The sequence below is a fragment of the Devosia sp. MDV22-iso42 genome (genome assembly GCF_058629155.1).
This window is the reverse complement of the sequence record NZ_JBZVWR010000010.1, coordinates 142,924-157,010: the sequence shown is the minus strand read 5'-3', so window position 1 is coordinate 157,010 and position 14,087 is coordinate 142,924. Positions and strand designations below refer to the sequence as shown.

The window sequence follows — 14,087 nt, the reverse complement described above, 5'->3', positions numbered from 1 at the left end:
GCGGCTGGCCGAAGAATGGTTGTGCTGACGGGCGTGGGGCGCTTATTGCCTCAGAATGCCGCTCTGTTCAAGGGTTTTGCGGTTCTGCCGCCGGGGTGACCGTCGTCGGCAGCAGGTCGGGCAGGGTGGTGGGCGCGGTGTCGCCACTGCCGGGCGGGGCAATGGAGGGGATTTCCGCGATCGTCTCGATGCTGGGCGGCGTGCCCGGCCAGAAGCGGGCGCGCTGCTCTGCCAGGGCCAGGTCTTCCGGCGGAATGGAGACGAGAAGGCGATCCAGCGCGGGGTCGCTCAGGCCCTGGCGGCGCGACAGGGCGCGCCACATGGCAGCCTCCTGCAGATCGAGCGCCACGCCCTCGCCCACGGCCAGGAGCTTGGCATAGCGGTTCTGGGCGACGGCGCTGCCGGCCTCGGCGGCCCGGGCATACCAGCCGGCCGCAGCGGCGACATCGCGCTCGATGCCCTGGCCGAGATAGAGCAGGGTCGCGTAATCGACCTGTGCCTCGGTCAGGTTCTGCTCGGCCGCCAGGCCAATATAGCGCGCGCCTTCCTCCGGATTGGGCGCCAGGCCGGCGCCCTCGATCAGCATGGTGCCATAGTCATATTGCGCCTCGGCGAGGCCGGCCTCGGCGGCTTCCAGCATCAGGCCGGCCGCTGTGGACAGGCTGGGCGAGGCATAGATGCCTTCAATATGCAGCAAAGCCAGATTATATTTGGCCGGCAGGTAGCCGGCCTTGGCGGCCCTGTTGAACAGGTCGGCGGCGCGCGCGCGGTTCTTGGGCACGCCGATGCCGTCCTGGTAGAGCATGGCCAGCTCGAACATGGCCAGGATATCGCCGTTCTTGGCGGCCAGCTCGTACCAGCCGGCGGCGCGCTGGTCGTTCTGGGCCACGCCGAGGCCCTTGGCGTAGATCTCAGCAATCAGGGTCTGGGCCGGCGCATCGCCCTGTTCGGCACGCGGCAGGGCAAATTCGAGCGCGGTAAGGAAATAGCCGCGCTGGAAGGCGCCAAAGGCCAGATCGGTCGGCACGCGGGGGCCAAAGATCTGGTCGCTGATGATCTCGGCAGCGCCGGCTGGCGGGGGGGCTTCCTGGACCGCCTCGTCCTGCACCACGTCCTCCTGGGCTGCGGCAAGGCTGGCCAGCGACAGGGTCGAGAGCAGAACCGAAAGGAGCAGCAGAGGAAGGCAGCGCCGGATGGTCATGGCTTGCCCAGGGCGTTGAGGATGGCCCGCGCGGCAGCGGCGGGATCGTCTGCCGACCAGATCGAGTCCGACAGGGCGAGGAATTCAGCGCCGCGCGGATCGACGGAAGGGGTCGCGGCCGGGTCGCTGAGCACGGCGGGGATTTCGAAGGTGGTGGCCCACCACTCGGCAAGGTCGGCCGCTTCGGTATCGCTGCCGCCCGCAAGGGGCCCAAAGAACAGATAGTCGACATCCATTTCGCCGATGGTCATGGCGTCGTGGCGGGTCGGGATGTGGCCGGCCCCGACGATCAGGCCCGGCTTGAGCGCCTTGAGCGCCGCCTTGACGGCGCCGGCATCGCCGGCGACATGCACGCCATCGGCGCCAATCGTCCGGGCGAGGGGCGCATCATCCTCGACCAGCACGGCGCAGCCGGCGGCCTGGCCGATGCCGACCAGCTGCCTGGCAAAGCTGGCATAGTCAGCGCTGTCGCGGGTGCCGCGGCGAACCAGCAGGGCCGAGAAGGGGGCAGTATCCAGCACAGCCTGCAGGGTCTGGGGAAAACGCTCCGGGTCGGCGGCGGCGGGCGTGATCAGATAAAGCTGGGGGGCCATGGGTTCTCGATACTGACGCTATGGGCCTCTTCATGGGGGGCCATTTTGGCAAGAAAGAGGACGCCCCTCCAATAGGGGATGGAAATGTGACGCGCAAAGAAAATGCGCGTCCCGTTCTGGAGACGCGCACCGGCCTGACAAAAAGGCGCGCCCGCTGGGGGCGCGCAGGTGTGACGTTGGGACGTCGGGCAGAAATCAGGCAGCGGTGTCGATCTCGCCGCTCCAGGTGCCGAGCGCGGCCAGCGAGTTCATATGGGCGCGGTGGCTGAAGGCGGCCTGGGCGGCCGGGAAGTTCTCGCGTCGACCGGCCCAGGTGCGCAGGGCCACATTCTGCAGCGCGCGACCGTAGGAGAAGGTCAGCGGCCAGGGCTTGCCGGCGATCTGGTTCATGGCCGAGAGGTGGGCGGTGGCCTCCTCATCGGTCTGGCCGCCCGAGAGGAAGGCAATGCCGGGCACGGCGGCCGGGACATGCTCGCGCAGCACGGCCACGGTGCGGCGGGCCACTTCCTCGAAGCTGGGCCGTTCGCGCGAATTGATGCCGGGCATGATCATGTTGGGCTTGAGCAGCATGCCGCCCAGATCGACACCGGCGAGGCGCAGTTCCTTGAAGGTGTTTTCCAGCACGTCACCGGTCACCGCGGCGCAGCGCTCCATGGAATGGTTGCCCGGATCGCCATCGCCGACCACTTCGGGCTCGACCACCGGCACAATGCCAGCCTCCTGGCAGAGGATGGCATAGCGGGCCAAAGCATGGGCATTGGCGCGGATATTGTTGCGGGTGGGGGCCACGTCATTGATGGTGATGACGGCGCGCCACTTGGCAAAGCCGGCGCCGTGCTCGGCATAGCGCACCAGGCGCTGGCGCAGGCCGTCGAGGCCTTCGGTGATCTTTTCGTTGTGGTCGCCGGGCATGGGGAAGGCGCCGCGATCGACCTTGATGCCGGGGATGACGTCGGCATCGGCCAGGATGGCGCGGAACGGGGTGCCGTCGGCGGCGGACTGTTCGAGGGTTTCTTCGGTGAGGATGACGCCGGAAATGTACTTGGTCATCGCCTCGGTGGAGCGGAACAGCATTTCGCGGTAGTCGCGGCGCAGATCGAGCGAGTTGGGCAGGTTGATCTTGGCAAAGCGCTTGGCAATGGTGCCTTCGGATTCGTCGGCGGCCAGGATGCCCTTGCCGGGCTCCATCAGTTTCTGGGCAATGGCATTGAGCGACTTCGTCATGGGCAAACCTCGGCTGTGGGATTGAGCAGAGATTAGACTTTCGTTGCCGGCAGTTCGATTAGACCTAGGGTTATTAGACCAAAGGCGGATCTTGTATGGAAGATGACGGAACGGTTGGCGATAGGGCCCGTTATGGTCTAGACTGTCTCTCGCCAGGTGCCTTCGGCGCCTCCCCAAATCTGCCGGCGCCCCAGCGCCTCCCCCAATGATGGATGATACTGATGAGCACGCAACCGCATGTGAGCTTTAACGATGGCCATGCCATTCCCCAGATCGGTCTGGGCGTCTGGAAAGCCACCGACGAAACGGCCGCCACGGCCGTGGCCAGTGCGCTGGGAGCGGGCTATCGGCATATCGATACCGCTGCCATCTATGACAATGAAACGGGCGTCGGCACCGGCATGGCGCAGGCCGATGTGGGCCGTTCGGAGATTTTCCTGACCACCAAGCTGTGGAACGAGGCGCAGGGCTTCGATTCAACGCTGCGGGCCATGGACGAGAGCCTGAAGCGCCTCGGGACCGACTATGTCGATCTCTATCTGATCCACTGGCCCTCGGCATTTCGCGGCAAGTTCATCGATACCTGGAAGGCGATGATCCGGCTGCGCGAGGAGGGCAAGGCCCGCTCCATCGGGGTGTCCAATTTCGAGGGCGACACCATCGATCAGCTGATTGCCGAAACCGGCGTGACCCCGGCGATCAACCAGATCCAGCTGCATCCGCTATTTCAGCAGGCGCAGATGCGGGCCAAGAATGCCGCGCTGGGCGTGGTGACGGAAAGCTGGAGCCCGCTGGGCCAGGGCAAACTGCTGGAAAATCCCGCGCTGGCAGCCATTGCCGCCCGGCATGGCAAGAGCGTCGCGCAGGTGATCATCCGCTGGCATATCGAACTGGGCCTGGTGGTGATCCCCAAATCGGTGACGCCGAGCCGTATCGTCGAAAACTTTGCGGTGTTCGATTTTACGCTCAGCGACACGGACAAGGCCGCCATCGCCGCGCTCGACAGCGCCGACGGCCGCCTTGGCTCGGATCCGCTGACGGCCACGTTCTAGGTCAGCCGCAATCAAAAGGCCGTCACCCTGGGGTAGCGGTCTGGTTCATTCCAGAGGACGGCTGGCGCCGCAGCCTACTTCTTGAGCGCATCAACCCCCGGCAGGGGCTTGCCTTCCATCCATTCGAGGAAGGCGCCGCCGGCGGTGGAGACATAGGTGAAGTCGTCCTTGACGCCGGCATGGGCCAGCGCGGAGACCGTGTCGCCGCCGCCGGCGACCGAAATCAGCTTGCCGTCACGGGTGCGCTTGGCGACGTGCTTGGCGATGGCGACGGTGCCGGCGTCAAACGGGTTCATCTCGAAGGCGCCCATGGGGCCGTTCCAGACCACGGTATTGGCGTCGTCGATGGCGCCCAGAATGCGCTCGATCGAGGAGGGGCCGATATCGAGCATCATGGCGTCATTGTCCATGGCATCGACGCCATAGAGGCGTGTGGGCGTATCGGCCTTGAAGTGCCAGGCCATGACGGCGTCGATGGGCAGGATGATGGCACAGCCGCTGTCGATGGCCTTGTCCATGATGCGCAAGGCGGTTTCGGCAAGGTCCTTTTCGCAGAGCGACTTGCCGACGCCATAGCCCTGGGCGTGCAGGAAGGTATTGGCCATGCCGCCGCCGATAACGAGGCCATCGACCTTGGTGACGAGGTTTTCCAGCAGGTCGATCTTGGAGGAGACCTTGGCGCCACCGACAATGGCGACCACGGGTTTTTTGGGCTTGCCGAGGCCGGCTTCGAGCGCTTCGAGCTCGGCCTGCATGCCCAGGCCCGCAGCGGCGGGCAGCAGATGGGCCAGAGCGGCGGTCGAGGCATGGGCGCGATGGGCCGCCGAGAAGGCGTCGTTCACATAGACATCGCCCAGGCTGGCCATGCGCTGGGCCAGTTCGGTGTCATTGGCCTCTTCGCCGGGATGGAAGCGGGTATTTTCCATGATCAGCACCGAGCCGGCCGGCGCCTCGTCGATGGCCTGCTTGGCCGCGCTGACATCGGTCCAGTCGGTGGCGACAAAGCCGACCGGGTGGCCGGTGGCGTCGGCGACGGCGGCACAGACCTGCTCGAGCGAGAATTCGGGATCGACCTTGCCCTTGGGGCGGCCGAAATGGCTGAGCAGGATGGCCTTGCCGTCATGCTTGACGATTTCGCGAATGGTGGGCACCAGCCGCTCGATGCGGGTGGCATCGCTGACTTCGCCATCCTGCATGGGAACGTTCAGATCGGCCCGCAGCAGCACGCGCTTGTTGGTGAGATCTAGCTCATCAAGGGTTTTGAACGTCGCGCTCATGGTGGGCCTCCGGAACAGATACTAAGCCGTGGCGTAGCAGAGCGCTGGCGGAGGGGGAAGGCAAGTCGCGCAAAAATCTGTGGCGGTCAGGCGGGCAGCAGCATGGTGCGCAGGCCATGCCCGGCAAAAAACAGCGGCAGGCCAAGCAGGGTAACGCAGATCAATTGTCCCAGGTCATCGACCAGGACATGGCGGGCAAAGCCGTCGCTGGGCCAGGCGGCAAGGCCGACGCGGCGGCGGATCAGGCGATCGCGGACCAGGACATAGAGCGCGGTGAGGGCGGGCGGCACCACGAGGGCGGCGGGCTGCCCTATGCCGCCGATTACCAGGGAGGCAATGGGCAGACTGGCGAAGATGCGCGGCATGATGTGGAACATGGTTTGTGCCCCTGCAACCTGACTGCTGCAAAGGCTAGGCTAGTTTGATGACTCGGCGGTGACAAGGCAGGTGGCATAACCATGGCGTGAACGGCAGGTGGGCTCCACGCCGGCCTGATCAGGCTTGGCGGTCGAAGAGGCCCGGATAGTCGAGCACCAGGCCATCGGCGTCGACGGTTATGACCCGCTCGAACGGACCGTCGGCCGACTGGTAGCGGAAGCGGGTGTCGTCGAGCCTGGTATAGATCTGCTCGTCGCGCCGCACCGTCATGGCGTCGGCATCGATCCAACTCATGGCAAAGCGTTGCGGCTGGTCGATGATCCAGTCGCAGCGCCAGAGCGGCAGGGAATTGGTCAGGGGCGAGACGGAGAGATCGATGTCGATGCAGCCACGCAAAGCGGGGAGCGGCTCGGCGCGGTCGTCGCTCCAGTTGCCGGCGCCATCGCTGAACAGTTCGAGTACCGCGCCATCGGTGCGCTCGAGCCGGACGGTGCGGACCTGGCCGGCCTCGTCGAGCTTGAATCGGTAAAACAGGCCGAAAGTGGGGGTGATGATGGCGCTGCGCACCCTTGTGTCGCGGGCAGTAGCGATGACATGGCAATGTTCCAGCGTCGCAGAGTCTAGGCCGCGCCAGCGGACGGATCGATCAAGGCTCATTGCGGTCCCGCACAAGTGGAGTGGATCGATAGTGGCCAAAGCGGCACGGGCTGGCAATCGGGCGGCAGCAAAAAGGGCGCCCCGCTGGGACGCCCTTGATGGACTGCAGTCAGGCCAAAAAGCCTAGAGCGTCTTACCCATAGCGACGGCGGTGTCGGCCATGCGGTTGGAGAAGCCCCATTCATTGTCGTACCAGGCCAGGATCGAGGCGAAATTGCCGCCCATCACCTTGGTCTGGTCGAAGGCCAGGGTCGAGGAATGGCTGTCATGGTTGAAGTCGATCGAGACATTGGGCTGGGTGGTGAAGCCCAGAATGCCCTTGAGCTCGCCTTCGGCATACTTCTTGACGGCAGCATTGATTTCGTCGGCTGTCACATCGCGCGAGGTGAGGAACTTGAAGTCGACGCAGGAGACATTGGGTGTAGGAACCCGGATGGAAACACCGTCCAGCTTGCCCTTGAGCTCGGGCAGCACCAGGCCAATGGCCTTGGCGGCGCCGGTCGAGGTCGGGATCTGGCTGAGCGCGGCCGCGCGGCCGCGATAGAGATCTTTGTGCATGGTGTCGAGCGTGGGCTGATCACCGGTATAGGAGTGGATGGTGGTCATCATGCCGCGTTCGATGCCGAATTCCTTGTGCAGGACATAGGCAACGGGAGCCAGGCAATTGGTGGTGCAGGAGGCGTTGGAGACCACGATGTGGTCAGCGGTCAGCGCGGCGTGGTTGATGCCGAAGACCACGGTCAGGTCGGCGCCATCGCCGGGGGCCGAAATCAGCACCTTCTTGGCACCGGCCTTGAGATGGGCGCTGGCCTTTTCCTTACTGGTGAAAATGCCGGTGCATTCAAGGGCGATGTCGACCTTCATGGCGGCATGCGGCAATTCGGCCGGGTCGCGCACGGCGGTTACCTTGATGGGGCCGCGGCCGACGTCAATGGTGTCGCCGTCGACGGTGACGGTGCCGTTATAGCGGCCATGCACGCTGTCGAAGCGGAACAGGTGGGCATTGGTTTCGACCGGGCCGAGATCGTTGATCGCGACGACCTCGATATCGGTGCGGCCGGATTCCATGATCGCCCGGAGGACGTTGCGGCCGATACGACCAAAGCCATTGATGGCGACGCGAATTGCCATGGGGAGACGCTCCTTGGGAGGGGTTCGGAGAAGGGAGGCTGCGCTCTCTTACAACTGTGCCGTGACGGCTTCAACAATGGCTTTAGGCGTAATGCCAAAGAACTCATAGAGCTCGTCGATCGGGCCGGAAGCGCCAAAGCCGGTCATGCCGACAAAGCGGCCCTTGTCGCCCAGCAGCTTGTTCCAGCTCATCTCGGTGCCGGCCTCGATGGCGACGCGCGCCTTGGCCTTGCCGATGATCTCGGTGCGATAGGCATCGGACTGACTGGCGAAGAGCTCCATGGAGGGCACCGAGACGACGCGGGCGGAAATGCCCTTTTCCTCGAGCAGCTTCTTGCCGTCGAGCGCGATGGCGACTTCCGAGCCGGTGGCGAAGATCACCGCTTGGGCATCGAGATCGCCGGCCAGGGTATAGGCGCCGCGGGCCGACATGTTCTCGGCGGTATATTGCGTCCGCACGGTGGGCAGGTTCTGGCGCGACAGAGCCAGGATCGACGGCGTCGTGTCGCTTTGCAGCGCCAGCTGCCAGCATTCGGCGGTTTCCACCGCATCGGCCGGGCGGAAGACCAGCAGGTTGGGAATGGCACGCAGGGCGGACAGGTGTTCCACCGGCTGGTGGGTCGGGCCGTCTTCGCCCAGGCCGATCGAGTCATGGGTCATCACATAGATGACGCGCTGGCCCATCAGCGCCGAAAGGCGGATGGCCGGACGGGCATAGTCGGTAAAGCACATGAAGGTCCCGCCATAGGGGATCAGGCCGCCATGCAAGGCGATGCCGTTCATGGCGGCGGCCATGACGTGCTCGCGGATGCCATACATCATGTAGCGGCCGGCATAGTTGTCGGCCTGGAAGGGCAGGGTTTCCTTGGTATTGGTCAGGTTCGAGCCGGTGAGATCGGCCGAGCCGCCCTGGGTCTCGGGCACCACGGCATTGATGATCTCAAGCGCCATCTGGCCGGACTTGCGGGTCGCGACCTTGGGCTGGTCGACGGTCAGCTGCTTGATATAGTCGGCCATGGCATTGGCAAAGCCGGCGGGCAGTTCGCCGGCCATGCGACGCTCGAACTCGCTCTTGTGCGCGGAGGCACCGAGGCGCGCGGTCCACTCGCCGCGGATGTTCTGGGCGCGCTTGCCGGCAGCGCGCCAGGCAGACAGCGTGTCGGCGGGGATTTCAAAGGCGGGATAGGTGATGCCGAGCGCGGCCTTGGCGCCGGCCAGTTCCTCGGCGCCGAGCGGGGAGCCATGCACCTTGTTGGTGCCGGCCTTCTTGGGCGCGCCGAAGCCGATCGTGGTCTTGGCGGCGACCAAAGTGGGCTTGTCGGCGGCCTTGGCGGCGAGCAGGGCCTTTTCGATGGCGTCCTGGTCGTGGCCGTCGATCTCGATGGTGTGCCAGCCCGACGCCTTGAAACGGGCGATCTGGTCAGTGCTGTCGGCATTGGAGACGGCGCCATCGATGGTGATCGAGTTATTGTCCCAGATCACGGTCAGCTTGTTGAGCTTGAGATGGCCGGCCAGGGCAATGGCTTCCTGGGAAATGCCTTCCATCAGGCAGCCGTCGCCGGCCAGGCACCAGGTGTGGTGATCAACGAGGTCGGCGCCGAATTCGGCGGCCAGCTTGGCCTCGGCCACGGCCATGCCGACGGCATTGCCGACGCCCTGGCCGAGCGGGCCGGTCGTGGTCTCGATGCCCTGGGCAAAATGATATTCGGGGTGGCCGGCGGTCTTGGAGTTGAGCTGGCGGAAATTCTTGATCTGGTCGATCGTCATGTCCTCGTATCCGAGGAGGTAGAGCGAGGCGTAGAGCAGCATCGAGCCGTGGCCAGCCGAGAGGACGAAGCGATCGCGGTCAGCCCATTTGCTGTCAGCGGGGTCAAACTTCATCACCTTGGTGAACAGCACCGTGGCAATGTCGGCGCAGCCCATGGGCAGGCCCGGGTGGCCGGAATTGGCTTTTTCAACCGCGTCCATCGACAGGGAGCGGATTGCATTGGCCAGATCGTTCTGCTGGGCTGTGTTGGTCATCGGGCTTGCACTTTCCTGGGACTGAAATCTGGGGAGAAGATGGTCCAAACGCCTCCTCCCAAAGGCGGGTTCGAGGCATAACAGGTTGGGATTGCCTGTCAATGACAAGGCATGGCTGACGTGGTGGCGCGCCAGTTGCATTGCGGCCAGCGCTGGGGCAGGCTGGCAGCGGCGGAATCGCCGCGCGTTGAGGACCGTAGCAGCAATGAGTGACACGGAACTTCAAGATGATCTGACTGCCGCCAATGCGCGGTTCGATCGGGCGCTGGCGCGGCTCAACCAGTCGGTGCAGGATCTGGGCACCCGGATGCGCCAGCATAACCGCATGGAGGTCGATACCCAGCGGCTGGTGCATGAGCGGGCGCGGCTGGCGACCGAGCTGGACAAGGCTGCGGCGCGGGCCAAGCGGCTCGATGACAGTGCCCATGAGGTGTCGCGACGCCTGGTCGACGCGATGGAGACGGTCCGCTCAGTGCTGGCCAAGGCGGAGTAGCGGCATGCCCGAAGTCAATGTCGAGATCAATGGCCGCAAATACCGCATGGCCTGTGAAGAGGGCCAGCAGCAGCATCTGATCGGCCTGGCGCAGCGCTTTGACGCCCATGTCGAGCAGCTCAAGGGCGCCGTGGGCGAAATCGGCGACAACCGGCTGACGGTGATGGCCGGCATTGCGGTGGTCGATGAGCTGGCCGAGGCCGAGCGCAAGATCAAGGCGCTGGAAAGCGACGTGCTGGTGCTGACCCGGGCAGGCCAGGAAGTGGCCGCCGAGATCGAGGCGCTGGAAATCCGCTTTGCGCAGAAGCTCGGCGCGGCCGCCCGCACGATCGAGGGCATGGCCACCATTCTGGACGACACGGCGCCGGTGCCGCAGGGCTGAGCCGGTTCAGGCGCCGGCCCTGCCCATGCGGTGCATGAAGGCCTGCTCGATATCCATCTGTTCAAGCGTATCGCGCAGCACGGTGTCGTCGAGTTCGCGGGCATCGCGGGCGGCGATCAGCCGGGCGCGGCGCGCCTCGAGCAGTACGCTGCCCAGCCAGAACGACGCGTCGGGATTGAACTGCAGATCGGTCGCGGTGTCCTTGGTGGCCAGCCGCCGCGCGACGAATTCGGCCAGCTTGCGGTTTTCCAGGTCCAGATCGGTAGCCAGATGGGCCGCCACGGTCTGCCGGTCGGCCTCGTCGCAGAACTGCTGTGCCAGCGCCTGCTGGTCGGCGATGAACTGGCGGTCGCGCGTGTCATCCAGCTGCAGGGCGCGGATCAGCCAGGGCAGGCTGAGGCCCTGAATGACCAGGGTGGCGATGGTGACGAAAAAGGCGATGGCGAGAATGGCATTGCGGCCCGGAAAATCCGCGCCGGTGGCGGTCACGGCCGGAATACCGGCCGCGGCGGCGAGGGTGACGACACCGCGCATGCCGGTCCAGGCAATGACCAGGTTTTCCTTCCAGGCCAGCGGCGGCTGCGGGATGGGATAGCGGCGCGCGCGCTCCGGCGACAGGCTGGCCAGCCGCTTGCCGATGCGGCGGTGGCGCCAGCGTCCGAGCCCTGCCGTGCCGAACACCCAGGCAAAACGGATGAATATGGTGGCCAGGAAAATGGCGGCCGAGGCGCCCAGCAGCTGCCAGATGGCGTAGCCCGCCGCGGCGGCATCGCCGATGACGAAGCGCAGCTGCAGGCCGATATAGGCAAAGACGAAGGTCTCGAGCAGGGTATCGATGGTGCGCCAGAAATTGCGCTCCTGCATGCGCTCGGCATAGCCCGACTCGGTGGCGTGGTGGCCCAGGGCAAAGCCGGCGGCGACCACGGCCAGGACGCCCGAGGCGTGCAGCTCCTCGGCCAGCAGATAGGCGGCGAAGGGGACGATCACCGAAATGGCGGTCGCCAGCGAGGGATTGGTCAGCTTGCGCCGGGCGATGCGGGCGAGGTGGCCGATGACCATGCCGACAACGATGCCGAGCAGCGCCGCATAAAGGAAATAGAGCGGCGTGCTGGCAATGAAGGTATGGGTACCGGCCACGGCGGCTACGGCCACGGTGAACAGGGTCAGGGCCGCCGCGTCATTGATCAGGCTTTCGCCCTTGAGCACGGTCATGACCGCGGTGGGCAGGCCCGCCTTGCGGCCGATGGCAATGGCCGCCACGGCGTCGGGCGGCGCCAGCACGGCGCCCAGCACAATGGCAGCGGCACCCAGGCCCGGCACCAGCATATTGGCGATGATGCCGACCAGCGCGGCGGTGCCGAACACCATGAAAACGCCCAGATTGACGATGGAGCCGAGGCGCCTGGCGAAGCTGGAAAAGGAAAAGTCGCTGGCTGCCGAGAACAGCATGGGCGGCAGGAAAATGCCCAGGATGATCTCGGGCGCCAGTTCCAGCCGGGGAATGCCGGGAATGAAGGAGGCGGCCAGACCCACCATGGCGACCAGCAGAGCCGGCTGCACATTGCGCCGCTCGGCCAGAGCGGTGATGGCGATGGCCACGATGATCACGACAAGAATATGGGCAAACATCGGGCGCTCCGGAGGGACGCTCACAAAGTGGTGAAGCGGCTGGGCAAAAACAACCCACTTTCCGGTGTGGTGCTCTATGCAGCGCGGTGGCAACGCACTATATCTTGGCGGCTGCCCGGTGCGTGAGGATACCAATATCCCCGGGGCCTTATCGATCTTAAGGGAGCTGTCCCTGACCGGACCCGTGGGTTCGGACATACGGCGCCCACCTACGTAAAGTAGGTTCCGGGATCGCTTATCCCACGGCCAGGGTGGCACCTAATTTCTGAGAGCAGGCTTCAGCGCGGCGCATGGTGGACGAGACAATCGAAGACGCCAAGGCCGGTTTGCGGCGTCAGGCTCATGCCGCGCGCGCTGCGCTTTCCCCCGTCGAGCGCGCCGAGGCCGCCGGGCGCGTGGCACAGCACTTTTTTGCCGGCATTGCCCTCAAGGCGGGCCAGGTGGTGGCCGCCTATTGGCGCATCCGCGACGAACTCGACTGCCAGCCCATCCTGCTGCGGCTGATGGAGGGCAACCAGACCGTCGTGCTCCCCGTGGTGCTTGGCCCCGACCAGCCGCTGGAGATGCGGATCTGGGAACAGGGCTCGGCGCTCTACGAGGCCGGCTTTGGCACGCTGGCGCCCTCTGACCTGGCGCCGCTGGCCGAGCCGGACGTGGTGCTGATGCCATTGCTGGGTTTTGACAGACTTGGCACGAGACTGGGCTATGGCGGCGGCTACTATGATCGGACTTTGGCGCAGATGACGAAAACCCCCACCCTGATCGGCCTGGCCTTTGCCGCCCAGGAACTCGACGCCATTCCGCGTGACGACCATGACGTGCCGCTCGACGCGGTGATCACCGAGGCCGGCCTGCGCCATTTCGGCGCCAGCGCATGAGGCTGCTGTTTCTGGGCGACGTGATGGGCCGGTCCGGCCGCGATGCGGTCAATGATCGCCTGCCGGGGCTGATCGAGCAGTACAAGTTCGATTTCGTCGTGGTCAATGGCGAGAATGCCAGCCATGGCAAGGGCCTGACCGAGCCGCATTTCAACGCCATCCGCCATGCCGGGGCCGATGTGGTGACGCTGGGCGACCATGCCTTCGACCAGCGCGAGACGATTTCCTATATCGAGCGCGAAAACACGCTGATCCGGCCGATCAACATGCCGCCCGGCACGCCCGGGCGCGGCGCCATGCTGGTCACCGGCCGCAATGGGCACAGCGTGCTGGTGGTCAATGCGCTGGGGCGCGTGTTCATGGGCCCGGCCGATGATCCGTTCCGCGCGGTGGAAGCGGCCGTGGCGGCCTGTCCTTTGGGCGAACAGGCCGATGCCATTGTCGTCGACTTTCACACCGAGGCGACCTCGGAAATCCAGGCCATGGGGCATTTCCTTGATGGCAAGGTGAGCCTGGTGGTCGGCACCCATACCCATATTCCCACGGCCGACCATCGCGTGCTGCGCGGCGGCACGGCGCTGATGGCCGATGCCGGCATGTGTGGCGACTTTGACTCGGTCATCGGCACCGATACCGAAGAGCCGCTCAACCGGTTTCTCACCGGCATTCCCAATGGGCGGTTCTCGCCGTCCGAGGGCGAGGCCACCTTGTGCGGCATTGCCATCGAGACCGATCCACGCAGCGGGCTGGCGCGGCAGGCAATGCCGCTGCGCATTGGGGGCAGCCTGGCACAGGCCTTGCCGGTCTTCGGCTAGCCGATCGCCAGGCTGGCGATGCGGTTGCCGTCAAGGGTGAAGCGGTAGGTCAGGTTGGCCGGGCTGCCGGGGAAGTTGCCCGACACCCTGCCGGTGACGGCCTCTGTGTCGCCCTTGATCCTGGCGTCGATCACCTCGACGGTTACCCGATATTTCGCCGTGGTATGCTCCAGCCAGGCGCGTATGGCAGTTTGGCCGATATGGGTCTGGCCCTCGTCATGCACGCGCGCATCCGGCGCGAAGGTGGCCAGCATGGCCGCGATATCGTGGCGGTTGGCGGCGGCGAAGTAGTCGGCAAGCGGGGCGGGCAGGGTCTGGGCCATGGTGGCCTCCTTTTCTTGGCGGGTGCCAGAGA

15 protein-coding genes and 1 other RNA gene are annotated in these 14,087 nt (G+C 65.4%); 6 read left to right on the top strand and 10 right to left on the bottom strand.

Annotated features, from left to right (window positions below; translation table 11 throughout):
- Nucleotides 1–67: 67 nt before the first annotated feature.
- The 3 genes from AC4NN3_RS12640 to AC4NN3_RS12630 form a co-directional block, all read right to left on the bottom strand.
- A complete protein-coding gene (locus AC4NN3_RS12640; RefSeq protein ID WP_491927449.1) occupies nt 68–1,201 on the bottom strand; it encodes a tetratricopeptide repeat protein in 1,134 nt (377 codons plus the stop codon).
- Entirely contained in the window at nt 1,198–1,794 is a 597-nt protein-coding gene (locus AC4NN3_RS12635; RefSeq protein WP_491927448.1) for a thiamine phosphate synthase, read from the bottom strand. Before AC4NN3_RS12635 ends, AC4NN3_RS12640 begins: the two co-directional genes overlap by 4 nt.
- Before the next feature lie 195 nt (nt 1,795–1,989).
- Nucleotides 1,990–3,018: a class I fructose-bisphosphate aldolase gene (locus AC4NN3_RS12630; RefSeq protein ID WP_491927447.1), complete on the bottom strand. Its 1,029-nt coding sequence runs from the start codon at nt 3,016–3,018 to the stop codon at nt 1,990–1,992.
- A 221-nt stretch (nt 3,019–3,239) separates the two neighbouring features.
- Between AC4NN3_RS12630 and AC4NN3_RS12625 the strand changes: the two genes are divergently transcribed.
- Nucleotides 3,240–4,070, top strand: a complete 831-nt coding sequence (locus AC4NN3_RS12625) for an aldo/keto reductase (protein ID WP_491927446.1) — start codon at nt 3,240–3,242, stop codon at nt 4,068–4,070.
- A 74-nt stretch (nt 4,071–4,144) separates the two neighbouring features.
- Here AC4NN3_RS12625 and AC4NN3_RS12620 read toward each other — a convergent pair whose 3' ends face one another.
- The 5 genes from AC4NN3_RS12620 to tkt form a co-directional block, all read right to left on the bottom strand.
- Entirely contained in the window at nt 4,145–5,347 is a 1,203-nt protein-coding gene (locus AC4NN3_RS12620; RefSeq protein WP_491927445.1) for a phosphoglycerate kinase, read from the bottom strand.
- An 86-nt stretch (nt 5,348–5,433) separates the two neighbouring features.
- Nucleotides 5,434–5,724 (bottom strand): hypothetical protein, encoded by a 291-nt coding sequence (locus AC4NN3_RS12615; RefSeq protein ID WP_491927444.1) that lies wholly within the window; start codon nt 5,722–5,724, stop codon nt 5,434–5,436.
- Nucleotides 5,725–5,842: 118 nt separating this feature from the next.
- Nucleotides 5,843–6,382, bottom strand: coding sequence for a putative glycolipid-binding domain-containing protein (locus tag AC4NN3_RS12610; protein ID WP_491927443.1), 540 nt, complete (start codon nt 6,380–6,382; stop codon nt 5,843–5,845).
- A 123-nt stretch (nt 6,383–6,505) separates the two neighbouring features.
- Entirely contained in the window at nt 6,506–7,513 is a 1,008-nt protein-coding gene (gap, locus tag AC4NN3_RS12605) for a type I glyceraldehyde-3-phosphate dehydrogenase (RefSeq protein ID WP_491927442.1), read from the bottom strand.
- Between the two features lie 48 nt (nt 7,514–7,561).
- Nucleotides 7,562–9,535, bottom strand: coding sequence for a transketolase (gene tkt, locus AC4NN3_RS12600; RefSeq protein WP_491927441.1), 1,974 nt, complete (start codon nt 9,533–9,535; stop codon nt 7,562–7,564).
- Between the two features lie 205 nt (nt 9,536–9,740).
- Between tkt and AC4NN3_RS12595 the strand changes: the two genes are divergently transcribed.
- Both AC4NN3_RS12595 and AC4NN3_RS12590 read left to right on the top strand, forming a co-directional pair.
- Nucleotides 9,741–10,028, top strand: a complete 288-nt coding sequence (locus AC4NN3_RS12595) for a DUF4164 family protein (protein WP_491927440.1) — start codon at nt 9,741–9,743, stop codon at nt 10,026–10,028.
- A gap of 4 nt (nt 10,029–10,032) precedes the next feature.
- The gene (locus AC4NN3_RS12590) at nt 10,033–10,410 is read left to right on the top strand and encodes a cell division protein ZapA (RefSeq protein ID WP_491927439.1); all 378 of its coding nucleotides are present in this window, start codon (nt 10,033–10,035) and stop codon (nt 10,408–10,410) included.
- A gap of 6 nt (nt 10,411–10,416) precedes the next feature.
- On the opposite strand, the gene AC4NN3_RS12585 is transcribed toward AC4NN3_RS12590, so the two are convergent.
- Nucleotides 10,417–12,039: a cation:proton antiporter gene (locus AC4NN3_RS12585; RefSeq protein WP_491927438.1), complete on the bottom strand. Its 1,623-nt coding sequence runs from the start codon at nt 12,037–12,039 to the stop codon at nt 10,417–10,419.
- 105 nt (nt 12,040–12,144) lie between these two features.
- On the opposite strand from AC4NN3_RS12585, the gene ssrS reads away from it, so the two are divergent.
- The 3 genes from ssrS (at nt 12,145) to AC4NN3_RS12570 (ending at nt 13,732) form a co-directional block, all read left to right on the top strand.
- Nucleotides 12,145–12,301, top strand: a non-coding RNA gene (gene ssrS / locus AC4NN3_RS12580) — 6S RNA.
- 28 nt (nt 12,302–12,329) lie between these two features.
- Entirely contained in the window at nt 12,330–12,917 is a 588-nt protein-coding gene (locus AC4NN3_RS12575) for a 5-formyltetrahydrofolate cyclo-ligase (protein ID WP_491927437.1), read from the top strand.
- Complete coding sequence (locus AC4NN3_RS12570) at nt 12,914–13,732, top strand: TIGR00282 family metallophosphoesterase (RefSeq protein ID WP_491927436.1); 819 nt, start codon at nt 12,914–12,916, stop codon at nt 13,730–13,732. Before AC4NN3_RS12575 ends, AC4NN3_RS12570 begins: the two co-directional genes overlap by 4 nt.
- On the opposite strand, the gene AC4NN3_RS12565 is transcribed toward AC4NN3_RS12570, so the two are convergent.
- On the bottom strand, nt 13,729–14,055 hold the full coding sequence (locus tag AC4NN3_RS12565; RefSeq protein ID WP_491927435.1) for a nuclear transport factor 2 family protein: 327 nt from the start codon (nt 14,053–14,055) through the stop codon (nt 13,729–13,731). The genes AC4NN3_RS12570 and AC4NN3_RS12565 overlap by 4 nt on opposite strands.
- Between the last annotated feature and the right edge of the window lie 32 nt (nt 14,056–14,087).

Excerpts from the sequence above, each read along its gene's own strand:
- AC4NN3_RS12590 (WP_491927439.1), top strand. The coding sequence starts at position 10,033 with ATGCCCGAAGTCAATGTCGAGATCAATGGCCGCAAATACCGCATGGCC.
- gap (WP_491927442.1), bottom strand. The coding sequence starts at position 7,513 with ATGGCAATTCGCGTCGCCATCAATGGCTTTGGTCGTATCGGCCGCAAC.
- AC4NN3_RS12575 (WP_491927437.1), top strand. The coding sequence starts at position 12,330 with ATGGTGGACGAGACAATCGAAGACGCCAAGGCCGGTTTGCGGCGTCAG.
- AC4NN3_RS12595 (WP_491927440.1), top strand. The coding sequence starts at position 9,741 with ATGAGTGACACGGAACTTCAAGATGATCTGACTGCCGCCAATGCGCGG.
- AC4NN3_RS12565 (WP_491927435.1), bottom strand. The coding sequence starts at position 14,055 with ATGGCCCAGACCCTGCCCGCCCCGCTTGCCGACTACTTCGCCGCCGCC.
- AC4NN3_RS12570 (WP_491927436.1), top strand. The coding sequence starts at position 12,914 with ATGAGGCTGCTGTTTCTGGGCGACGTGATGGGCCGGTCCGGCCGCGAT.
- AC4NN3_RS12640 (WP_491927449.1), bottom strand. The coding sequence starts at position 1,201 with ATGACCATCCGGCGCTGCCTTCCTCTGCTGCTCCTTTCGGTTCTGCTC.
- AC4NN3_RS12585 (WP_491927438.1), bottom strand. The coding sequence starts at position 12,039 with ATGTTTGCCCATATTCTTGTCGTGATCATCGTGGCCATCGCCATCACC.
- AC4NN3_RS12625 (WP_491927446.1), top strand. The coding sequence starts at position 3,240 with ATGAGCACGCAACCGCATGTGAGCTTTAACGATGGCCATGCCATTCCC.
- tkt (WP_491927441.1), bottom strand. The coding sequence starts at position 9,535 with ATGACCAACACAGCCCAGCAGAACGATCTGGCCAATGCAATCCGCTCC.
- AC4NN3_RS12635 (WP_491927448.1), bottom strand. The coding sequence starts at position 1,794 with ATGGCCCCCCAGCTTTATCTGATCACGCCCGCCGCCGCCGACCCGGAG.
- AC4NN3_RS12615 (WP_491927444.1), bottom strand. The coding sequence starts at position 5,724 with ATGTTCCACATCATGCCGCGCATCTTCGCCAGTCTGCCCATTGCCTCC.
- AC4NN3_RS12620 (WP_491927445.1), bottom strand. The coding sequence starts at position 5,347 with ATGAGCGCGACGTTCAAAACCCTTGATGAGCTAGATCTCACCAACAAG.
- AC4NN3_RS12630 (WP_491927447.1), bottom strand. The coding sequence starts at position 3,018 with ATGACGAAGTCGCTCAATGCCATTGCCCAGAAACTGATGGAGCCCGGC.
- AC4NN3_RS12610 (WP_491927443.1), bottom strand. The coding sequence starts at position 6,382 with ATGAGCCTTGATCGATCCGTCCGCTGGCGCGGCCTAGACTCTGCGACG.